The organism is Lysinibacillus sp. FSL P4-0201 (genome assembly GCF_038593425.1).
In the GTDB taxonomy this organism is placed as follows: Bacteria; Bacillota; Bacilli; order Bacillales_A; family Planococcaceae; genus Lysinibacillus; species Lysinibacillus capsici.
On record NZ_CP151995.1, the window covers coordinates 1,734,436 to 1,755,533 of the forward strand.

Consider the following 21,098-nt stretch of genomic DNA (forward strand, 5'->3'; position numbering starts at 1 on the left):
AGGAAACTCTTACAGTTGATGTATCCTGTCATTATTTTAATACTTTATCTTCACCGAACCATTTTGTTGAAATGTCAGCCGCAGTACCGTCTTCATTCATTTTGTCTAACGCGGCTTGTAGTTTTTCTAATAAGGCTTCATTTCCTGGTTTCACACCAATACCGTATTGCTCAGGTGCGAGTGATTCCTCTAATAATTTGAATGTGTCAGGCTCTTGTGTCATGTAATATTCTGCAACTACAGCATCAATTACTACAGCATCAACACGGCCTGTTTTTAAGTCTGATAATGCTAAAACATTATCCGCAAATTCTGTAATTTTTTTCACTTCTTTGTGAATTGGATTACCGTTTAATGCATCGGCTGCAGAAGAAAGGGATTGAATACCTACTTCTTGTCCAGCTAAATCACTTAGCTTCGTAATCTTTGAATCTGCCTTTGTTATTACAACTTGAGAGTTTTCAAGATAAGGCTTTGTAAATAAAACCTTTTCCTTACGTTCATCTGTAATGGTATAACCGTTCCAAATTAAATCAATACGTCCACTTAATAATTCAGCCTCTTTTGTTTTCCAATCGATTGGCTGGAATTCTGCTTCAACGCCCATATGCTCTGCTGCAGCGCGAGCTAAATCAATATCGAATCCAACGATGTCATTTTTATCATCGCGGAAGCCCATTGGTGCAAATTTATCGTCAATTCCAATAATAATTTTTTCTTGATCTGCTGCTGTTTCGTCTTTTTCTGCTGTCTTTTCTTTTGAAGTACCGCATGCTGCTAAAACGATGACAGCTGTCAGCATCATAAATAAAGTCAATACACGTTTCATTTTAGTTTCCCCCTCTAATCTAACGCTTTCGTTTGCTAAACTACTAATGTGTTAAAGGATAACATCGTACTCTAACAATGTCAATATCGTTTTGGATTAATCAGAAAATGAGTGGCGTTTTCTAGCTATTTTTTGAATATCATAAAATAATGAAATTGGGGGAAAGTAAGTAACTGAAGAATAGGGAAAAGAAAAAGGGACTGCTCCAATAGAACAGTCCTGTGAAATGAGCTAGCCATTTTTGCTTTGGATTGCTTTTCGTGCCAAGGCATCAGCCGCTTTATTTTGTGAGTCGGGCACCCATTTGATAAAGAATAAATCAAAGCTAGTAGCAAGCGCTAAAGCTTTTTCTAAATAAGGTTTAAATTCCTCATTTTTCACATATTCTTTTTCCATAGAAGCAACAACGATTTTGGAATCTGAACGCACCGAGACAAGAGGGGAGCCTAGCTTTTGTGCTTCTTCAAGACCACGAACCAATGCTGAAAACTCAGCAATATGGTTGTTTGTTTCCCCAATATACTCGCTGATTTGGATCTGGTGACCTTCACCTTTAATAAATATTCCTATACCACTTGGCCCGGGATTTCCTGCACTGGCAGCATCTATATAAACCTCTAACATATCATCCCTACTTTGCGTTTTGACTTCTCTATAATTGTACAACAAGGCTATGGGCAAAGCATCCTTGTGGGGCAATTCGTGTTTGAAAAAAATACGTTGGAAGTAAACAAAATAGTTGCTTGTTGAAATTGAACGCTTCATAATAGTAGGAAGTGAATTTTGGACGTGAAAGGAGCGAGAGTTCAACATGGATAAAGTGACGGTTATGAAGGATATTGATGAACTGCATGATACGTATTGTTCGGATTGCTTAGTGATTAAGCAATTACGTAAAGAACGTGGTAAACCAGGGGCTCATCGTTTCTGCATTGAAGCCTGTTCAGTTGGAGAAAAGCTACAGTTCCTAGGGGAAGAACTTTTAAAAGTTTATAGCAAATAAACACATGAGAAAAAGCTACATGTATTAGCAAAACGCTAGTACATGTAGCTTCTTTAATTGTCAAGATTATTTCGTTTCAGCATAGCTGCTTAGATCTTGGTAATACTTTGTAAGAGAGGAAGCCGAAATATCGAATGTCGCAGCGATTTCTTTTACCGTCATAGAAAGGGACTCAAACAGCTCCTTTTCCTGACCGTAACGAATCGCACCAGCTGCAATGGCCGCTTCTTTACGCGCAGTCGGTTGACCTTCAATTAAATAGTCTTCTAAAAGCTCAAGCATCGGTGCTGTTTCACGCTCATTTTGCTCTAGGAAGTCTTTTACTTGTGTCAGGACATTGCTCTCAAAGTTTGAAAATTCCTCACCTTTATAGCCATTTGATACTAATAACTCCCAAAATGCTAGGTGCTCTTCTTTTAAGAAGGAGCCAACCTTCTTCTCTGAAGCCTCAAAGCGCTTCTTGAATTCTTCAAAGACCTTCGCATGATCCTCTGGGAAGAAAATCAGTGTAGACACAGCTAAATAATGAGCCGATTTCTTCGTTCCATCTGGTAAAATGAAGGCAAATACATGCATACCTTCAGGAATCGGTTTGTTATTTTCACGTCGAATATAAAGCTCATCATTTGTAAGTATATGATTAGCCTTGAAATATTTTTCCTCAACAACAGACACCGTACCAATAAATAAAGTAGGCTGAGACCAATCTTCAAGTACTTTGACTGTAGAAGGTCTTACCGCTTTTTTCTTCGTTTTCTTCAAATAATTTTTCCAAATAGATGGCTCTTGATGGAAGAAAAAGTCGTCTAAAGTGATGGCTTCAATAAGCTCTCGCTGTAAAACGCTCTCTAATTTAGGCTGCCATGTGCCCACATGCTCAATATAGGCACGAACATCTTTACGTTCTGGATATTCTAAGTAAAATGTTTGTAGCACACGCTCTAATTCTTCGATTTGTACTGCTTCCACTGTTACTTGTTGTTTGCCTTCACAACATTTTTTATATTTTTTGCCGCTACCGCATGGGCATGGATCATTACGTTTTACCATAATTAGAACACTTCCTTTAATCATTGTTAATCGTATATTGCTAAATAATTTGCGTACTCTTAATAATAACGGTACTTTTGTATGAAGAAAAATGATTGTCTATTTTGAAATATCTAAAAAATATAGAGGGACGCCCTGATTCTAGTATATGTACGTATTTTTCTACTTAGAACTAAAAAAAGAAAACGATCTATACCTTGAATAGGCAGGATCGTTTTCTAGTTAAATTATTGCTGAACCGCTTCGATTTCCACTGTTAGACGTTCAAGCTCATCAATTAAATGGCCAATGTAGGCAATTGTATCACGAAGTGGTTGGTCAGTCGTAATATCAACACCAGCCATTTGCGCTAACTCCACTGGTGATTTTGTACCGCCAGCCCGAAGAACTGCTAGCCAATCTTCAACAGCTGGATCGCCCTCTTTTAAAATACGTTGAGACACTTGTGTGGAGATGGTTAACCCTGCACTATATGTGTATGGATAAAGGCCCATATAATAGTGCGGCTGACGCATCCATGTGAGTTCAGCACCTTCAGAAATAGCGACTGTATCGCCCCAGAAATCTTCCAACACGGAACGTTTTAATTGATTGAGGATGGTTGCATTAACTGCTTCTCCAGCATCAATTAATTCATATACTTTGCGTTGATAGGCAGCTTCTAGTAAATGTGTAACAAAGTTATGATAATATGTTTTCGCTACAATATTGGAAATTACCCAACGTTTAAAGCGTAGATCTTCATTATGTGTTAGTAAATAATTCGCTAACAGCATTTCATTCATTGTCGATGGCGCTTCAATAAAGTATAGAGATGGACGACTATTAAGATAAGATTGATGTTCATACGTATTTGCAAAATGCCCAGCATGACCAAGCTCATGAATAAGTGTAAAGACTTCATTCATTTGTTCATTCCAAGACATTAAAATATAAGGATGGCTACCATACGGACTTGAACAAAATGCCCCTGTAGATTTTCCTTTGTTTGGCGCATAGTCAATCCAACGTTCATTAAAGGCTCTCTCCATTAATTGATTATAGTCATTACCCATAACGGCTAAAGCCTTTTCAACATATTCTTTTGCCTCAGCCATCGATAATCTTGGATCATAATCAGGGTCAAGTGCAATTTTTAAATCTGCAAATGTCATTTGGTCGATTCCGTTCGCTTTTTGAATTAACGTTGCATAGCGACGCATATGCGGGGCAAGCTCTTTTGTAATTAAATCAATTTGACGATTATAGAGTGAACGATCGACATCCTGATCAAATAGTAAATAGTCAATGACAGAATTAAAGCCTCTTAGGTCAGCCATTGTTTTTTCTTGTTGAATATGTGTGTTATATACTTGTGCCGTTGTATGCTGGTAATCGCGTAGCTTGCTTGAAAAAGCTTGAAAGGCAGCACGGCGTACATCTGTATTTGCTTCAAACTCCCAGTCATTTTCGTACAGCACAAAGCTAAGAGGATGCTTTTCGCCATTGGCTTCAAATTCGCCAAAATCCATGTCCACTAATTTCGTCGTATTGTACGTTTTATATGGCGCGTCAAATGTGGCACTGAAGGCTGCCAGCGCTTTTTCCACTTCAGGATGGAGCTGGTGTGGTTTTTGTTTTAATAATTCCTCTAGATATCGTTTGTAAAGAGGGCTTAATGTCGCTGCTTCTTGTAAAACAGCTTCATCCAATGCTAGTAACTCGCTGCGCACGAAGGATAGTGCACTGCTGACTTTTCCGATAGCTGTACCAAACTTTGCAGCACGCATTTGTGCTACATCATTTGTGCGATCTGTCTCAAGATTCAAGCTTGCATATGTGCCAATCGGAACAAACTTTTTTTGTAGCTCTTCAAAGGCTGTTAACACGTCGATTACTTTTTGTGCATTTGTAATCGTACCTTTGTATTGTTGCTCGAAGCTAAGTGCATCTTCCACTAATTGTGCTAAGGTAGGTTCAAAATCAGCCTCATTGCTCAATAAATCTGTTAAATCCCAAGTTTCCTCTACTGCAACATCTTTTCGTAATGGTAAAACTTTCATTTATGGACACCCCTTTACATATAAGTGATTTCATTATAACGAAACTATTTCGGAAAGTGAAATAATTTCATAGAATAGTTGAAATATTCTTACTCTAAATCGTTTCTCATGAAGGATGTTTGAAATATTGTCGGTCGGGAACAATGAGTGTATAGCCAACATCTTTTATTACTCATACTAATGGCTAGAACAAGACATATTGGAGGAGAAATTGATTATGACACAAAACTTAAACAAACAATTAAATAAGCTAGTGGCGACATGGTCTGTGCTTTATACAAAGCTACACAATTATCATTGGTATGTCACAGGTCCAGCCTTCTTTACACTGCATGCAAAATTTGAAGAGCTATATAATGAAACAACATTGAATTTAGATGAAATAGCAGAGCGTATCTTATCAAAGGATGGCAAGCCAGTGGCAACATTAAAAGAGCATCTAGAGCTATCCTATGTAGATGAAGCAACAGGTGAAGAAACGACAGAGGACATGGTTGCAACGACAATCTCAGATTTCCAAAAGCTGATGAAAGCTTTAAATTCTACAATGGAGCTAGCCGCAGAAGAAGGAGACGACCGTACAGAGGATTTACTCAATGCCATGTATCAGTCTCTTGAAAAGCATACATGGATGTTAAAGGCCTTTCTTGACAAGTAAAAATTGACAATTTGCATGCTGAAGAAGAAATTCTCTCCAGCATGCTTTTTTTCTGCCCTGAACTTATTATGTCAAATCAGCAACGTAGTTTAAGGCAATTTAACAATTATTACAGTTTAGTAAAATGGGTTTGTTTGTGTGTAGTGCGGGTAATTACCTAGTAAGCCATACAACATAGGAGGAATTGAACATGATGAATGAACAAAATCCAAAAATTGAGGTGGCCCATACAAGGGATGAAATGCTTCACATTTTAGAGAATATGCGAATGGAAGGTTATCACCAAGACGATATTCATATTATTGCGAGAGATCCCCAACAGTTTGAGGATGTAAAATGGGATGCCGATGTGCAAACGCATGAGGCTGGAAATTGGGTAGATCAATTTAAATCTTGGTTTACAGGCGACTCAGCTGTTACAGAGGGTTTAAAACGATTTAATCTGTCAGAGGGACAAATCGCTTACTATGCGCATCTTGTAGAACAAGGAAGTATTGTCTTATATGCAGAACATGAGGATGATGTCGATACACTCCAAACATATCCAGAGACTGCTGAAGAGCAAGAGGAGCGTTTAAGAAATCAACAGCGTATGGCAGAAGCAGAGCAATATAGAAGATTTTTATAATGAATCAAACTAACGAGATATGACTATTCCTCGCTAGTTTGAATATAGACAAAGTCGATTGTTTCGACTTTGTCTATTATTTTATCTAGCATTTCTTGAAAAGAAGGGCTATTTTTTAAATGCCATCTTTATATTTAGAAATGTTATTTTTCGCATTTAGTATTGAGAGAATAGGATCACTTGTTTTCTTTTTAAAAGGTTGCGAAAGCAGGTCTTGTAAATTAGTAGATTCTCTCATATCAAGGCTTTGTTTGGTTTCCATGAGGAGAACCCTTTGTCCTGTTGGTTTGACAAGGTATTGACGTACATAGCCATTTTCGTATCTGACCTCAATTTTCGATTTGTTCTTTTTTTCGTCTTCCTCTTCACGGCCACCGACATGTCTCATTAAATCCAGTAGGTTTTGTGTTTGAGTTGGTTGATTATCCTTGGTTGGTAAATAATATGACGTATGTAAGGTTTGAATTTGCATGTATGAATCTCCTTTATTTTCGTCCCTGTAAAAATTATACTATTTTACATGTAATCGTGCTATAAATTCAATACATAGTAGAAAAGGAAGCTTGAGAAGTAACTCTCAGCTTCCTTTTTTATTCATATGCACTATATTATTGTATGACTTTTTCCTGTGCATCCTTTTTCATAAAACGTAATACATGGAAATGCTCTAATTGTGCTACTAAATTCCCTATAAGAATGAAGCTGCCACCAATCATTAATTTCATTGTTATGCCTTCTCCGATAAACATCATGGCAAACATAGCGGCAAAAATTGGTTCTAAGGAGAATATAAGACCTGTATGTGTAGCAGAAGTATACTGTTGTGCAACAGTTTGACCCACAAAGCAAAACGCACTACAGATGATGCCAAGCCCTAAAATTGCAATCCAGGATATTGCTGAATTTGGCATTGTCGGTGTTTCGAATAGAAAGGTTAACACAAGTGCATAAATACCAGCAAATCCAAGCTGATAAATTCCGTATGAAATGGACTCTACATTTCGTGTGAATGAGCTATTTAAAAGTAAATAAATTGAATAACATAACGCAGCAATTGCTACTAATAAATCACCTTTATGGAATGTGAATGAGCCGTGTGCTGTTAAGACGGTAATACCAATCATGGTACAAATGATTGCAAAGCTAACTGCTCGAGAAGGTAATTTTTTTTCAATAAAGCTGCTGAAAATCGGCACTAACACGACCGTTAGGCTTAAGATGAAGCCAGCATTTGAAACAGAAGTAGATTGTAAACCAAATAAACTTAACGCGAACACAATGAATAATAAAAATCCTTGAATAGCCGCATATTTTAATGTTTTACCATTTACTTTGATCATCCGTTTGTAAAAAATAAGTCCTGCTACGAAAAATGCGATGATACAACGTAATGCCACCACATTATAAACTGCCAACGTTTCTAGCCCCATGACCATAAAGGTATAAGAGAGCCCCCAAAACATTGTGACAATAACCATCAATACATTTGCTTTTCCTTGGATACTCATTATGTTCACCTACCATCTGTGTACTAAAACAGTTTTATACTAAAAATTACTATATATCTTGTGTTGTGATTAGTAAAACGAATGTTTATAATGAATAGGATTAAAAAAATTCATGTATATAGAGGGATTGCGGATGAGCTTAGTGAAATATGAGATTTTAACAAAGGTGGCAGAGGTGGCAAGCTTTACAAAAGCAGCTGATGCGCTAGGGTTAACACAATCTGCTGTGAGTCATGCCGTGTCGAGTTTAGAAAAAGAGTTTGGCTTTGCGCTCATTCATCGAAGTCGTGTGGGTGTGACATTAACGAGTGAGGGACAAACAATGCTAAGGGCAATGCGTCAGGTTTTGGATGCTCAGGAATTATTGCAACAGGAAGCAGCTCACATTCATGGCGTGACACGAGGTAAGGTTCGAATTGGTGTGATATCGAGTATTTCTTCAAATTGGATGCCAGAAATTGTTCGGATTATGGATAATCAATTTCCAGGGATACAGGTGGAGTTACGAGAGGGAGATTACTATGAAATTGAACAATGGCTTTTAAGTGGTGAAGTAGAAGCAGGATTTTTGAATGGTCAAAAGTCAGAGCAATATCAGTTCACTGAGCTCCAACAAGACCCATTATTATGTATTGTTTCGGATAAAAGTCCATTGTTTGATAAGACAGAAATTGATATCGTAGATTTAGAGGATATGCCATTTATTATGACTTCCTATAAAGGGACAAATGATGTCAAGGTGCTATTAGAGCAATATCATGTTAAGCCGAATATCCGCTTTGAGCTTTCCGAGGAGGTAGGGATTCTTTCCATGATTTCTCATCATTTAGGGATCAGTATTTTACCTCAGTTGGTTATTCAAAATTTACCGCCAACATTGAGGGCGATTCCATTAAAGCAAGGTGGCTACCGAACGATTGGTATTGCCATGAAACACCATGCTTCTCCCGTCACAAAGAAATTTGCAGAGATATTAAGTGCTTGGCTAAAAGAACAAAACAGCTCTCTAAAATAGTGGCTATTGAAGCCTATCCTTACATTACGTTAAAATAGTATTTGTATATATTTCAGAAAATAGGTGAGTGTATGGGGACATTACAGGGCAAAACCGTACTCATTACAAGTGGGGGAACACTTGAAAAATGGGATCGTGTACGAGGTCATACGAATTTATCAAAAGGCACAATGGGGTGTTATTTAGCAGAGGCGGCGCTGGCTGCTGGCGCTAACGTAGTATACATGCATGGTTACTTTGCACAGCTTCCAGAAAACCAAAATGATATGACATTGATACAATTTGAAGGCATAGAGGATTTAGGACAAAAGGTGCGTCATGCAGTTCAACAACAACATGTCGATATCGTCATTATGGCGGCTGCGGGCTCTGATTGGGTCATTGACAAAGTATATGATCAATCAGGTAATTTAATGGAGGAAACGGGGAAAATGCCTTCTGACGAACCACCTATTATTCATTTTAAAAAAGCACCAAAAGTATTAGGTCAAATTAAGGGATGGCAACCGAATGTAACGTTAGTAGGCTTTAAACTCGAAGCAACGAATGATGAGGAATTCTTGTTAGCTCGTGCCAGACTGCGTATGGAAACAGCCAATGCACAATTTATGGTAGCAAATAGCTCTCAGTCTTTATATGGGGGGGATGAACCTCATTGGATTGTACCTGCTGATGGACAGCCTCTTAAAGTAATGGGTAAGCAAAAAACAGCAGAAGCTTTAATGATGTATTTACAAAATCAATAAATGTGAACTGTGTAGAGAAATATTTCTACACAGTTTTTTCTTGTCTAAAAGGTTAGCATCCTATAATATTTACTTAACGGTCGGTAAAAAAGGAGGGTAATAATGGGAAATAAAGAACAAACTTTTCACAAAATTATAGAAATTGCTTATGGGATGTTTGCGGAAAATGGATTTGAAAAAACAAGCTTAGCAATGATTGCTACAGAGGTCGGTATTTCAAAACCAGCCATTTACTATTATTTTCAATCAAAAGATCAATTAATCGCTTTCATATTTGATGAATTGTACAAAGAAATTCAACATGATGTCGCTGTGGATTATAAAGAGCTTTCTTCTGCTAATTTTAAGGAGGAATTACTTAAGCTAGGCTATAAATCTATTGAGGCACAGGACAAGGACCCTTATTTTAATAAAATATTTAATCAATATGTACTATTAGCGGCCCGCGATGAAAACTATAAAAGACAATTAGTAGAGCTAGAAACCAGCTTTTTAACGAGCTTTGTTGCTATCCTACGATATGGCGTACAGCTAGGCGTGCTAGAGGATACTCCACATATAGAAGCGAAGGCACAGATGCTAGCCCTCGTCTATGATAATATCGGTAATTTCATGTTAACAGGCAACCAATTGAACTATAGGGCTATTTGGAAGGAGGCTGTACATAGCGCTATCCAAGGGGGCAAAGATGACAAAAAGAAATGATGATCGGCGCATTGAAGGTCTTGATTTTGCAAGAGCTCTCGCCATGCTTGGCATGTTCATTGTCAATTTTGGCGTCATAACAGGTTCTACAACGAATGGTTCAACATGGTTAATTGCCTTCCAACATCTTTTCGAGGGACGTGCTTCGGCCGTATTTGTCATGCTAGCAGGAATAGGGACAGCTTTAATGACTCGTCACGCTAGAGAGACTAAGGACCCAATGCTTCTTCGCGAGAATCGACTTACTTTGTGGAAGAGGTCATTTTTGTTATTCGTGATAGGGATAGTACTATATGCGGTCGGTTGGACAGGAGATATATTACATTATTATGGCGTGTATATGTTTGTTGCCGCATGTTTGATTGCCCAATCTCAGAAAAGGATGATGTTCATAATCGGTGTCATCCTCATCCTTTCACAATGGCTTCAAATTCAATTTAGTTACCTTGCTGGTTGGCATCCAACATATGTGCTACTAGAGTATCTTGATTTTTGGACACCAGCAGGATTTATAAGAAATTTGATGTTTAATGGCTATCATCCACTATTCCCCTGGATTTGCTTCTTTCTGATAGGTATGGTAGTGGGCACATTAGATTTAACAAATCATACATTAAGAAAAAACTTACTGGTGATAGGTTTATTGTTAGTCATCATGACTGAGACTTGTTCAACGTTATTCATTAAGATGACAACCATTCATTTATTAGATGTAGAGAGTGCATTGTATTTATTTGATACAGGACCGATTCCACCGAATATGATGTATGTCCTATCTAATTCGGCTTCGGCTATTGTCATCATTGTTGGCTCCATCTATCTTGTAGAGACATGTAAAAATAAAGTTATTCAATCTTTCATATTAACAGGACAAATGTCTTTAACGCATTATGTTGGCCATGTTTTTATAGGCATTGGAATACTAATTGTTTGCCAAAAGCTGGAGAACCAAACACTTGCTTTTTCCATGCTGTATGCCTGCTGTTACTTTTTAGGATGTGTCTTTGTTTCTGTATGGTGGAGGGCTAAACATCATCGAGGCCCACTTGAATTCATAATGAGGAAATGGAGCTCGTAATAAATTAATGGATTGCCATCTATTTCTCACTGACTAGGCATAAAATACTTTAGGTTTAGGGAGTCTTTTAATCTAAACGACATATTGCATAGTATTCAACTAGGTTTTCTAATATTTTGTATTGACATTCCTATAGCGGAATTATAGAATTATTTTCAAGAAACGCAGTACTCTTATCAAGAGAGGTGGAGGGACTTGGCCCAATGAAGCCTCGGCAACCGAAAAACAGGTGCCAAATCCAACAGATGGTGTCTGAGAGATAGGAGGGGCTATCAATCAGTTTGATGCGTTGGCCTCTTTATGAACAATAAGGAATAAGAAAGAAGGGGTGTTTCGTATGGCTCAGTCAGTAAAAGTAGATGATAAGAAACTAGAGGCAATTGCGAAGGCGATTCAAAATCTTGAATTTGGTGAAGTGCATATTACGATTCAAGATGGTGTGATTGTGCAAATTAATAGGCTTGAAAAGCAGAGATTTCCGCAGAAAAAATAACAATGATTTCAGTAGAACTTATGTCAAACGGCCACCTATAAGCATGAAGGATTTCCTGTGCTTACAAGTGGCCCTTTTTTTGTGTAAAGGCTAGCTATAAAAGCTTTTTGGTATGGGACCGATATGACGGCGATGATAAAGCAAAGGCTCTTTTTGAGCATTTGTAATGTCTACGACCTGCCCAATAAAAATGGTATGGTCGCCAGCATCGATTTGCTGAAATGTTTTACATTGTAAATTAGCTGCTGTATCATGTAAAATCGGTAGTCCTAAAGAGGAAGTTGACCATTTTGCTTGTGCAAAGCGATCAGGGATTTTACTGGCAAATAGTGTACATAAATGCTCTTGATCACTCGCTAAAATATTGACCGCAAAATTTGGCGCAGTCGTGAAATAAGGATGGAGCTGAGATTTTTTATCGAGTGACCATAAAATAAGGAGCGGGTCGATTGAAACAGATGCAAAGGAATTGACGGTTAAGCCAATCGGTTTTGTGTCATGACATGTCGTGACAACTGTTACACCTGTAGGATAATTACCTAATGCCAATTTAAAAGCAGCTACTAAATCTGTCATTCAAATCACCTCTTTATGAAATTAGTGAACGGAGTTTGTAGGTAAACGAAACTTTTTTTCATATCCTACTAGTAACTCCTTTTCTTGAGTAAATTTTAAACTAATCAAACATACAGGTAAAGGTAATGGGGAAAGAAAGGGGAATGGCCATGACTTTATATTTTGATCATTTGGTTCATCAAGTGGAATCACCAGAAAATATAAAGGTTTTCTTCAATAAACGAAATGTCCATACAGTGAATGGTGGGCAGCACACGATGTGGGGGACTTATAATACGTTAAGCTACTTTGGCTTAAGCTATATTGAACAAATTGCTATCTATGATCGTGATTTATTTGAGCAAGCGGCACAATACCCATATTCCCTACATTATACGTTTAAACGTGATCAAGAGCGCCAGGGATTTTCTCGAATTGCTCTGCGCACAAAAAATATTGAGGAAGAGGGTCGACGCTTGCGAGCATTGGGCTATGAAGTATATGGACCAGATGCATGTAGCAGAACAAGACCAGATGGCACTGTGGTAGAATGGAAGCTACTGCATTTTGGTAAGCCAGATCTGCCAATTGATTTTCCATTTTTGATTGAATGGGCGGAGGAAGATGAAGAGCGTTTGGTTCAATTAAAGGCAAGTGGTGCCATTGATGTCAAACAGGCTATAACGATGGAATCCGTCCAATTCTACGTCAAGGACATGCAGGCAACAGTTAAGCTGTGGCAAGAGGTGTTACAGCTACCAGTGCCTACGCAACATGAGCAGTATTTGTCACTACAGCTACCGAATATGCGCTTAGATTTCTATGAGGAAGAGAGCGCGATGACAATGACACTTGGTCATGTCAAAGAGGGACCATTTGGTGTGACATTAAAGGATCCTAAACGAACAAAGGAAACTTTAGTTTGCCCTGGTGCTTTTTATTGGATAAATCGATAATGAGAAAAGGCTGGGCCATAACTAACTGGGACCTTCATAAAGCTGAATAATCTTTAAATTAACAAACATGATAAAAAAACCGAACTATTCCAAAACACTTCGTAAGCGTTTTAGTGGATAGCTCGGTATTTTTATGGGCTGAAACACTGTTGCTCCAGCCTCTTTACATAAGTATTGAAAAACCATCAATAGAATTTCTGATGCTGGCTACTTGCTTTCCTGTGGATTTAGCGTTACAGAGGAGACCCTGGAGCGAAATCACCCCAACCTTGCTAAAAAAAGTTTTAGCTAGTGACATGATCTTTAATTCAACAATATGGAAAAATCCACTTCATCAGAGAAGTGGATTTTCGTTGCCAATTATTATTCAATTGTCATTTTTCTCGGTGTTTCTGTACCTGTATACCAATCAAATTCAATTTCAAATGAATGCTTGTCGCCCTTTTTTGTATAGGAGTATTCGATTTTGAGCTGTTCACTTGGGCTGACAACTGTTGGCTCTGTGTCTTGAACAAAAGTGAATTCACCATTTTCTTTAAGCTTTTTTGCAATCGTTTCCAGTGTTGCTGCAAATTCTGCTACACTTTGTCGTTCTTTATGCTTCAAAATAACTTCAGTCATGGGTTTATTTTGTTTTTGCATCGAAATCCCTCCTTACGTATTGTTACTTCTATTATAACATGGAGGGGGCATTCAGCTTATAAAACAATACAAAAAGCGGATGAAGGAAACGATGCATTTCCTAATCCGCTGCTAATCTGGAACTACACGGATAGTCCCATTACGCTTATAGTTTTACAACATTTGATGCTTGGGGTCCACGATTGCCTTCCACAACATCAAATGAAACCTTTTGACCTTCTTCAAGTGTACGGAAGCCTTCCTCCTGGATGCCCGTAAAATGAACAAATACATCTTCGCCATCATCACATTCAATAAAGCCATAACCTTTTTCATTATTGAACCACTTTACGATCCCCTGTTGCATAAGCATTCGCCTCCAATGCGCTTGAATGTAAAATAAAGTTAAATAAATGGTGCACTCATTGAGAAAATGTGAAAAAATTGCATTTTCTCTTAGAACATACAGGAATTGAACAAATAAGTCAATTGATTGACGAAATGCTTGCATATCTGGCTTTCTTTTTTTTCACAATTAAGACTATAATGGAAATGAACAACATAGAAAGTAGGATGCCAAATGACAACGAAAAATCAACCATTATCAGATTTAGAAATCGCTAGTCAAGCAGTGATCAAACCTATTACGGAAATTGCCAATGCTGCGGGTATTCCAGAGGATGCTCTTGAGCAGTATGGACGCTACAAAGCAAAGATCGACCCATTAAAAATTACTGCTCAGGGCGAGGATGCAAAGGTAGTATTAGTATCAGCTATTAGTCCAACCCCAGCTGGTGAAGGAAAGTCGACTGTGACTGTTGGACTAGCAGATGCCCTTCATCAATTAGATAAGAAGGTGATGGTCGCATTACGTGAACCATCATTAGGTCCAGTCATGGGCGTAAAAGGTGGCGCAACTGGCGGAGGTTACGCACAAGTTATACCAATGGAGGATATTAATTTACATTTTACTGGCGACCTTCATGCGATTACAACAGCTAACAATGCTTTATCCGCATTTATTGATAATCATATCCACCAAGGAAATACACTTAACATTGATCCACGACGCATTATTTGGAAGCGTGTCATGGACTTAAATGATCGTGCCCTTCGTAAGGTAGTGGTGGGATTAGGTGGTCCTGTTCAAGGCATGCCGCGCGAGGACGGCTTTGATATAACGGTTGCCTCTGAAATTATGGCGGTATTCTGTTTAGCAACAAGCATTGAGGATTTACGTGAGCGCATCGCTAGTATCGTGATTGGCTATACTTTCGAGCGTGAGCCTGTCTTTGTACGTGATTTACAGGTAGAGGGTGCCTTAACACTATTATTAAAAGATGCCTTTAAGCCAAACCTAGTTCAAACATTAGAGGGAACACCTGCTATTATCCATGGTGGTCCATTTGCGAATATTGCCCACGGCTGTAATTCCATTATGGCGACACAAACCGCTCGTAAGCTAGCTGATATTGTGGTGACAGAAGCGGGCTTCGGCTCTGATTTAGGTGCTGAAAAATTCATGAACATTAAAGCGCGTAAGGGAGGCTTTAAACCAAGCGCAGTTGTCATTGTAGCGACAATTCGTGCCTTAAAAATGCATGGTGGTGTACCGAAAACAGCGCTTGTAGGCGAAAATGTGGAAGCACTTCTACAAGGGATTGAGAATTTAGCTAAACATGTAGATACAGTTCGTACATTTGGCGTTGAACCAATTATTGCCTTAAATCGTTTTATCACGGACACAGAGGCTGAGCTAGAAGCCGTTCTGAACTGGTGTCAAGAAAATCATGTTCGCATTGCCCGTACGAATGTCTGGGAAGAGGGCGGTAAAGGTGGTCTAGCCTTAGCTGAGCAAGTACTAGCTGTGCTAGAGGAAGAAAACAACTTCTCTCCTTTATATGATGTAACAGAGTCAATTGAAGAAAAGGTACGTACGATTGTGCAAAAGGTATATGGCGGGAAAGATGTGCAATTTACAGACCAAGCCAAAAAACAAATTGCCCAAATCGAAAAATTTGGTTGGGACTCCCTTCCAATTTGTATGGCGAAAACCCAGTATTCTTTATCAGACCAACCAAGTTTACTTGGTCGTCCAGAAGGCTTTACCATCACAATTCGCGAAGTTATTCCAAAGCTTGGTGCAGGCTTCTTAGTTTGTCTAACTGGCGATATTATGACAATGCCAGGACTTCCAAAAGCACCAGCTGCGCTACGTATGAATGTCGATAACGAAGGACATGCGGTAGGATTGTTTTAACAGAATATTAAAAGCTGCCTACTTAAATGGGCAGCTTTTTTATTGATAATGGGTAAACATGGTTCGTAAGAAGTGACCCAATTCATCGTCTATCTACAATGCAAATATGGTATAAAAGTAAAATTTCGGATGATTCCTTCATCCACCTCTTGAGTAAAAATTCACAAAAATTAATTTTTTTTAAACGATTTTAAGATTCTAGTGAAAACTAGGATCTTTTTTATGTTGCACAAAAATCACGAGAACTTTCCTTATATAAATGTGTTTGGTATTTTTTATCAATAGTTCTCTGATATTGGAAAGATAGAGCGGGTTTTTACAACGAAGGACAATTGTCAAATGAATTTTTATTTAAAAAATACATTGAATTTTCTTTTTCTTTTAAATATAATTTATTTAATTCTAATTCGGAACACTGTACCGATAATAGGAACACGGAGGGATGAAGTCTTGAAAATCGCAACAGATATTGGCGGTACTTTTACTGACCTAGTTTTCACAGATGAAAAAGGAAATCTTCATTTTGATAAGGGACATACGACACCTGGTCACTTTGAGGATGGCATATTAAATGTATTAGGACGACATGTAACGGAAGATTCTTTCATTGAATCATTTATTCACGGATCGACGGTTATCATCAATACATTAACGGAAAGAAAAGGGGGTGTAGTTGGGTTAATTACAACAAAGGGTTTCCGTGATGTTATAGAAATTGCTCGTGGAAATCGACCAGACTTATATAACTTTAAATATAAAAAGCCAGAACCATTTGTAGAGCGTTATTTACGTCAAGAAATTGATGAGCGAATTGATTTTAAAGGAAATATTATGAAAGCGCTTAATACCGAGGAAGTTGACGAGATCGTTTATAAATTCAAGGAATTAGGTGTTGAGGCGATTGCCATTTCCTTAATACACGGCTATAAAAATCCAATTCATGAACAACAGTTAAAAGAAGCCATTTTAAAAATTTGGCCGGAAGTATATATTACACTTTCAAGTGAAACGATTAAAGAATACCGTGAGTATGAAAGAACAAACACGACAGTCCTAAATTCTTATGTAAAGCCAATTGCACATGCCTACTTAAAAAGCCTAAAAGAGAAATTAAGCACAATTGGGATTACAGACCATTTAAAAATTATGCAATCGAATGGCGGGACTACAAGCTTTGATAAAGCAATGGAGCTACCAATCAACCTCGTTGAATCTGGACCTGTAGCAGGGATGTTTGGGGCAGCTAAATTAGGCCAACTTTTAAATGAATCGAATATCATAGCTTTTGATGTTGGTGGGACGACAGCAAAATGTTCGCTTATTACAGATGGCAAAGTCAATGTCACAACAGATTACTATATTGAAAGAAATGAAAAATTTGCGGGCTATCCAATTAAAACACCTGTAGTAGATATTGTCGAAATCGGAAATGGTGGTGGCTCTATCGCACGTGTAGATCAGTTTGGCTCATTAAAGGTTGGACCAGATTCTGCTGGGGCAAAGCCAGGGCCTGTAGCATATGGCTTAGGGAATACACAGCCAACAATTACAGATGCCAATGTTTATTTAGGAAGATTATCCTTAGCAAACTTTGACAACCCAGTATCCATTGACAAAGTGGAGGAGGCTCTTGTTGAAGCAATTGCGAAACCATTTAATGTGTCAGCAGAAGAAGCAGCACAGGGTATTTTAGATATTGCAAACTCCAATATGTTAAATGCACTGAAGCTGATCTCTATTCGTAAAGGCTATGATCCTGAAGACTTTACAATGGTGGCATTTGGTGGCGGTGGTCCACTACATGCGATTAATTTAGCAGAAGAGCTTGGTATGAAAAAAGTCATTATTCCTTATGGCTCATCCGTCTTTTCAGCATTAGGAATGATGATGACCGAATATCGACAAGATTACATTCAAACAAGTTTAATGAACTTTGACAAAGACCATCTTGCGGCTATTCAAGAAAATATTGATCAAGTCATTGCTAATGCCTATGCAGATGCACCATTATCAAAGGATCATTATTATTTTGAAATTAATTATGATTTACGCTACAAAGGTCAAGAGCATGCCGTTAAATTAAATGCATCAGCTATTACGCTTGATGAAGAGGGGCTACTTGCATTAGCAGAAGCCTTCCATATCAAACATAAACAAGAGTTTTCTTTTGATTTACCAGCTACACCAATTGAGTTAGTCAACTTACATCTTACAATCTACGGGAAAGATGAGGCGGTTCAATTTAAAGAGCTAGACTTCTCTCATATCGACAATTCCACATGTATCAAGGCACAACGCAATTTATATGTGAAGGGAACAGGTTGGGTAGAGGTCAATGTCTATGACCAACAAAAATTAGTACCTGGCTATGTCATTACAGGTCCTGCAATAGTGGAAAATCCAACATCTACGGTCGTAATCAATAATAATCAATCAATTGAAATTGATAAATACGGCAATTTGATAGTAGAGATGGAGGGGAAATAAAACATGAAAAAAGATGTTTTTGCAGTAGAAATTATTCAAGATTCATTGCTAGCTATAGGCGATGAGATGTTTATAGCTTTAGCACGCTCTTCTATGAGTCCAGTAATCTATGAAGTATTAGACTATGCTTGTGGTTTAACAGATGCCAAGGGTAATTTAATTAGTCAAGGAAATGGTGTAACGAGCTTTATTGGGATGTTAAGTCCAATGGTACAGCGTGTAATAGAGAAGTTTGATAATGGGAAAAAACTACATGAAGGTGATGTCATTATTATCAATGACCCTTATGTTGGAGGTGGCTCGCATTTATCGGATGTGGGCTTAGTTCTCCCAATTTTCTACAACGGTGAAATTATTGCGTACTCTGCCAATAAAGCACACTGGACAGAGGTAGGGGGCATGGACCCTGGTTCGTTTACAAGTAATTCTAATGAAATCTATCAGGAAGGTTTACAGCTACCAGGTGTCAAACTTTATCATCAAGGTGAGTTGAACGATGCAGTCTATGAAATCATTTCTACGAATGTTCGTTTACCAGAGCTTTCAATCGGTGATATGTTTGCACAAGTAGCCGCCTTAAAAACAGGTGAAAAACGAATCGCAGAGCTTTGTCAGAAGTTTGGTGCGGAATCGGTGAAATTGTCCATTCAAAAATTATTGGACAAGGGTGAGAAAATTGTAGAGTATGAGCTTCAACACCTACCTAAAGGTGAATTTTATGCGGAGGACTTTATTGAAGGGGACCCATTAAAGGGTGGACCTTATCCAATAAAAGTGAAAGTCACAATTAGTGATGAGGCGTTTATTTGTGACTTCAGAGGCTCACATCCTGCAGTCAATGTGCCAATGAACTGTTCTCAGTTTGGTTTAATGGCAAGTGTGCGCGTTATGTTCCTAGCATTACTGGGCGATATTGACGTAATTAACGAAGGTGTCTTTAAACGCTTAACGATTATCACAGATGACAATTCCATTGTTTCAGCCAAACGTCCACATCCTGTGTCTATGAACTTTGAGGCACGTATTGGAGCAGCAGATCTCATTTGGAAAGCTCTTGCCCCACATTTACCAGAACGCTTATCAGCAGGGCATCTACAATCTGTTTGTACGTTTATTCTCACTGGGAAAAATCCTGAAAATGATGAGTCATTCCTAATTGTTGAGCCATCTGTTGGTGGCTGGGGAGCAGCGAATGATGAGGATGGGCAAAGCGGGCAATACTGTATGGGAGATGGTGAAACTTATAATCTTCCAGTTGAAATTGCAGAAACAAAATATGGTATTCAAATTGATGAATATAGCTTAAATTGTGACGGTGCTGGTGCTGGTCAATTTAGAGGTGGCTTAGGTGTTCGTCGCGTTTATACAGTCAATCATGATGGTCAAAAGGTTTCTGTGAACTTAGGTAGACATCAATTCGCGCCATTCGGTTTAAATGGTGGTGGAGAAGGCTCTCACAACTATTTAATCATTCATAAAAAGGATGGAACGAAAATTGGACCTGTTGGTGTACTTGCCAATTATGAATTGCAAAAAGGCGACCGTATTGAGCTTGTTACAGCAACTGGCGGTGGGTATGGTCATCCACATGAACGAAGCACAGAGGCCATTGAACGTGATCTATTAAATGAATATATTTCTGTAGATGTAGCGAAAGAGCGATACGGTTATCAAAACGCTTAAAGGGAGAAATAGATGACTGTCAAGACATTAAAAAACTCATTGGATATACTAGAATGCTTTGCAACGAAAGAAAATGCATTAGGTGTTCGTGAAATTTCACGCATGATGAAACTGTCGACAAGTGTCGTGCAAAGAACCATTAATACATTTACAGAAGCGGGTTACTTAATACAGGATGAACACACGAAAAAATATAAATTAGGTTATAAAATGTATCTTTTTTATGATGTGTTATCGAATTCCAAAGACCCTCACTCGACCATTTATGAATTGATGCAAAATCTTGCCAGTGAAATCAATGAATCAGTATTTCTTACTTATATGGACAATGAATATGGTGTCACAACGAAAATAGCCGAAAGCAATAAAAATGTAAAGTATGCGGTGTCTTTAGGAACAAAGACACCCCTTTACATCGGTGCTTCCTGTAAGGTAATGTTTGCTTATTTAGATGAGGACAGGCAGTTGGAATTAATCGCCTTCTTTCATGAGGAACAATCGAAGGAAGAGCAAATTTCTTTCCTCGCATCATTTAAGGAAGAGCTGCAACAAATTCGCCAAAACAATTGGTGTGTTACCGTCGGGGAGTATAATGAACATGCATTTGGCATCAGTGTACCATTATTTAACTATAAAAAGGAAATCACTGCGTCTCTTACAATTTCTGGGTTAGTATATGATTTAGATGATCAAAGGGAGAAAAATATGCTTGAACAGTTAGTGAAAGTAGCTCAGCAAATACAATCACACATTTCAAAATTATAACAACAATAGGGGAGCT

General features: G+C 38.2%; 22 protein-coding genes and 1 riboswitch. Of the genes, 13 read left to right on the forward strand and 9 right to left on the reverse strand.

What is annotated here, in order from left to right; genetic code table 11:
* Window positions 1-31 precede the first annotated feature (31 nt).
* Together MKY76_RS08440 and MKY76_RS08445 are read right to left on the reverse strand one after the other, a co-directional pair.
* Complete coding sequence (locus MKY76_RS08440) at window positions 32-829, reverse strand: amino acid ABC transporter substrate-binding protein (protein WP_054550807.1); 798 nt, start codon at window positions 827-829, stop codon at window positions 32-34.
* 231 nt (window positions 830-1,060) lie between these two features.
* Window positions 1,061-1,453 (reverse strand): ribonuclease HI family protein, encoded by a 393-nt coding sequence (locus MKY76_RS08445; protein WP_066037704.1) that lies wholly within the window; start codon window positions 1,451-1,453, stop codon window positions 1,061-1,063.
* 187 nt (window positions 1,454-1,640) lie between these two features.
* Between MKY76_RS08445 and MKY76_RS08450 the strand changes: the two genes are divergently transcribed.
* Window positions 1,641-1,832 (forward strand): zinc-finger domain-containing protein, encoded by a 192-nt coding sequence (locus MKY76_RS08450; RefSeq protein ID WP_004269383.1) that lies wholly within the window; start codon window positions 1,641-1,643, stop codon window positions 1,830-1,832.
* A gap of 66 nt (window positions 1,833-1,898) precedes the next feature.
* Here the strand turns inward: MKY76_RS08450 and MKY76_RS08455 are convergent, their stop codons facing one another.
* Together MKY76_RS08455 and pepF are read right to left on the reverse strand one after the other, a co-directional pair.
* On the reverse strand, window positions 1,899-2,882 hold the full coding sequence (locus tag MKY76_RS08455) for an SEC-C domain-containing protein (RefSeq protein WP_342557652.1): 984 nt from the start codon (window positions 2,880-2,882) through the stop codon (window positions 1,899-1,901).
* A 227-nt stretch (window positions 2,883-3,109) separates the two neighbouring features.
* Window positions 3,110-4,924, reverse strand: a complete 1,815-nt coding sequence (pepF, locus tag MKY76_RS08460) for an oligoendopeptidase F (protein ID WP_257961359.1) — start codon at window positions 4,922-4,924, stop codon at window positions 3,110-3,112.
* Window positions 4,925-5,141: 217 nt separating this feature from the next.
* On the opposite strand from pepF, the gene MKY76_RS08465 reads away from it, so the two are divergent.
* Entirely contained in the window at window positions 5,142-5,582 is a 441-nt protein-coding gene (locus tag MKY76_RS08465) for a DNA starvation/stationary phase protection protein (RefSeq protein ID WP_054550810.1), read from the forward strand.
* Between the two features lie 190 nt (window positions 5,583-5,772).
* Window positions 5,773-6,210 (forward strand): general stress protein, encoded by a 438-nt coding sequence (locus MKY76_RS08470; RefSeq protein WP_048390084.1) that lies wholly within the window; start codon window positions 5,773-5,775, stop codon window positions 6,208-6,210.
* A gap of 115 nt (window positions 6,211-6,325) precedes the next feature.
* Here MKY76_RS08470 and MKY76_RS08475 read toward each other — a convergent pair whose 3' ends face one another.
* Together MKY76_RS08475 and MKY76_RS08480 are read right to left on the reverse strand one after the other, a co-directional pair.
* A complete protein-coding gene (locus MKY76_RS08475) occupies window positions 6,326-6,682 on the reverse strand; it encodes a hypothetical protein (RefSeq protein ID WP_342557653.1) in 357 nt (118 codons plus the stop codon).
* 136 nt (window positions 6,683-6,818) lie between these two features.
* Window positions 6,819-7,718: a DMT family transporter gene (locus MKY76_RS08480; RefSeq protein WP_004269389.1), complete on the reverse strand. Its 900-nt coding sequence runs from the start codon at window positions 7,716-7,718 to the stop codon at window positions 6,819-6,821.
* Between the two features lie 133 nt (window positions 7,719-7,851).
* Between MKY76_RS08480 and MKY76_RS08485 the strand changes: the two genes are divergently transcribed.
* From MKY76_RS08485 to MKY76_RS08505, 5 genes are all read left to right on the forward strand, one after another.
* On the forward strand, window positions 7,852-8,733 hold the full coding sequence (locus MKY76_RS08485; RefSeq protein ID WP_048390089.1) for a LysR family transcriptional regulator: 882 nt from the start codon (window positions 7,852-7,854) through the stop codon (window positions 8,731-8,733).
* Window positions 8,734-8,804: 71 nt separating this feature from the next.
* Window positions 8,805-9,479: a phosphopantothenoylcysteine decarboxylase gene (locus tag MKY76_RS08490; RefSeq protein WP_048390090.1), complete on the forward strand. Its 675-nt coding sequence runs from the start codon at window positions 8,805-8,807 to the stop codon at window positions 9,477-9,479.
* Window positions 9,480-9,581: 102 nt separating this feature from the next.
* Window positions 9,582-10,184, forward strand: coding sequence for a TetR/AcrR family transcriptional regulator (locus MKY76_RS08495; protein ID WP_319840175.1), 603 nt, complete (start codon window positions 9,582-9,584; stop codon window positions 10,182-10,184).
* The gene (locus MKY76_RS08500) at window positions 10,168-11,262 is read left to right on the forward strand and encodes a heparan-alpha-glucosaminide N-acetyltransferase domain-containing protein (protein ID WP_342557654.1); all 1,095 of its coding nucleotides are present in this window, start codon (window positions 10,168-10,170) and stop codon (window positions 11,260-11,262) included. The genes MKY76_RS08495 and MKY76_RS08500 overlap by 17 nt, the downstream gene beginning before the upstream one ends.
* A 170-nt stretch (window positions 11,263-11,432) precedes the next feature.
* Window positions 11,433-11,528: riboswitch (SAM riboswitch) on the forward strand.
* A gap of 71 nt (window positions 11,529-11,599) precedes the next feature.
* On the forward strand, window positions 11,600-11,755 hold the full coding sequence (locus MKY76_RS08505; RefSeq protein WP_004269393.1) for a YezD family protein: 156 nt from the start codon (window positions 11,600-11,602) through the stop codon (window positions 11,753-11,755).
* A gap of 90 nt (window positions 11,756-11,845) precedes the next feature.
* Here the strand turns inward: MKY76_RS08505 and MKY76_RS08510 are convergent, their stop codons facing one another.
* Window positions 11,846-12,331, reverse strand: a complete 486-nt coding sequence (locus MKY76_RS08510; protein ID WP_048390098.1) for a flavin reductase family protein — start codon at window positions 12,329-12,331, stop codon at window positions 11,846-11,848.
* A 149-nt stretch (window positions 12,332-12,480) separates the two neighbouring features.
* On the opposite strand from MKY76_RS08510, the gene MKY76_RS08515 reads away from it, so the two are divergent.
* Window positions 12,481-13,266: a VOC family protein gene (locus MKY76_RS08515; protein WP_342557655.1), complete on the forward strand. Its 786-nt coding sequence runs from the start codon at window positions 12,481-12,483 to the stop codon at window positions 13,264-13,266.
* 363 nt (window positions 13,267-13,629) lie between these two features.
* Here the strand turns inward: MKY76_RS08515 and MKY76_RS08520 are convergent, their stop codons facing one another.
* Window positions 13,630-13,908: an amphi-Trp domain-containing protein gene (locus MKY76_RS08520; RefSeq protein WP_112117762.1), complete on the reverse strand. Its 279-nt coding sequence runs from the start codon at window positions 13,906-13,908 to the stop codon at window positions 13,630-13,632.
* Window positions 13,909-14,053: 145 nt separating this feature from the next.
* Window positions 14,054-14,254, reverse strand: coding sequence for a cold-shock protein (locus tag MKY76_RS08525; protein ID WP_004269397.1), 201 nt, complete (start codon window positions 14,252-14,254; stop codon window positions 14,054-14,056).
* 213 nt (window positions 14,255-14,467) lie between these two features.
* Here MKY76_RS08525 and MKY76_RS08530 point away from each other — a divergent pair, with 213 nt between their 5' ends.
* From MKY76_RS08530 to MKY76_RS08545, 4 genes are all read left to right on the forward strand, one after another.
* On the forward strand, window positions 14,468-16,147 hold the full coding sequence (locus MKY76_RS08530; protein WP_048390103.1) for a formate--tetrahydrofolate ligase: 1,680 nt from the start codon (window positions 14,468-14,470) through the stop codon (window positions 16,145-16,147).
* 450 nt (window positions 16,148-16,597) lie between these two features.
* Entirely contained in the window at window positions 16,598-18,634 is a 2,037-nt protein-coding gene (locus MKY76_RS08535; RefSeq protein ID WP_054550816.1) for a hydantoinase/oxoprolinase family protein, read from the forward strand.
* Window positions 18,635-18,637: 3 nt separating this feature from the next.
* Window positions 18,638-20,317 (forward strand): hydantoinase B/oxoprolinase family protein, encoded by a 1,680-nt coding sequence (locus tag MKY76_RS08540; RefSeq protein ID WP_342557656.1) that lies wholly within the window; start codon window positions 18,638-18,640, stop codon window positions 20,315-20,317.
* Window positions 20,318-20,329: 12 nt separating this feature from the next.
* The gene (locus MKY76_RS08545; protein ID WP_342557657.1) at window positions 20,330-21,082 is read left to right on the forward strand and encodes an IclR family transcriptional regulator; all 753 of its coding nucleotides are present in this window, start codon (window positions 20,330-20,332) and stop codon (window positions 21,080-21,082) included.
* Window positions 21,083-21,098 lie beyond the last annotated feature (16 nt).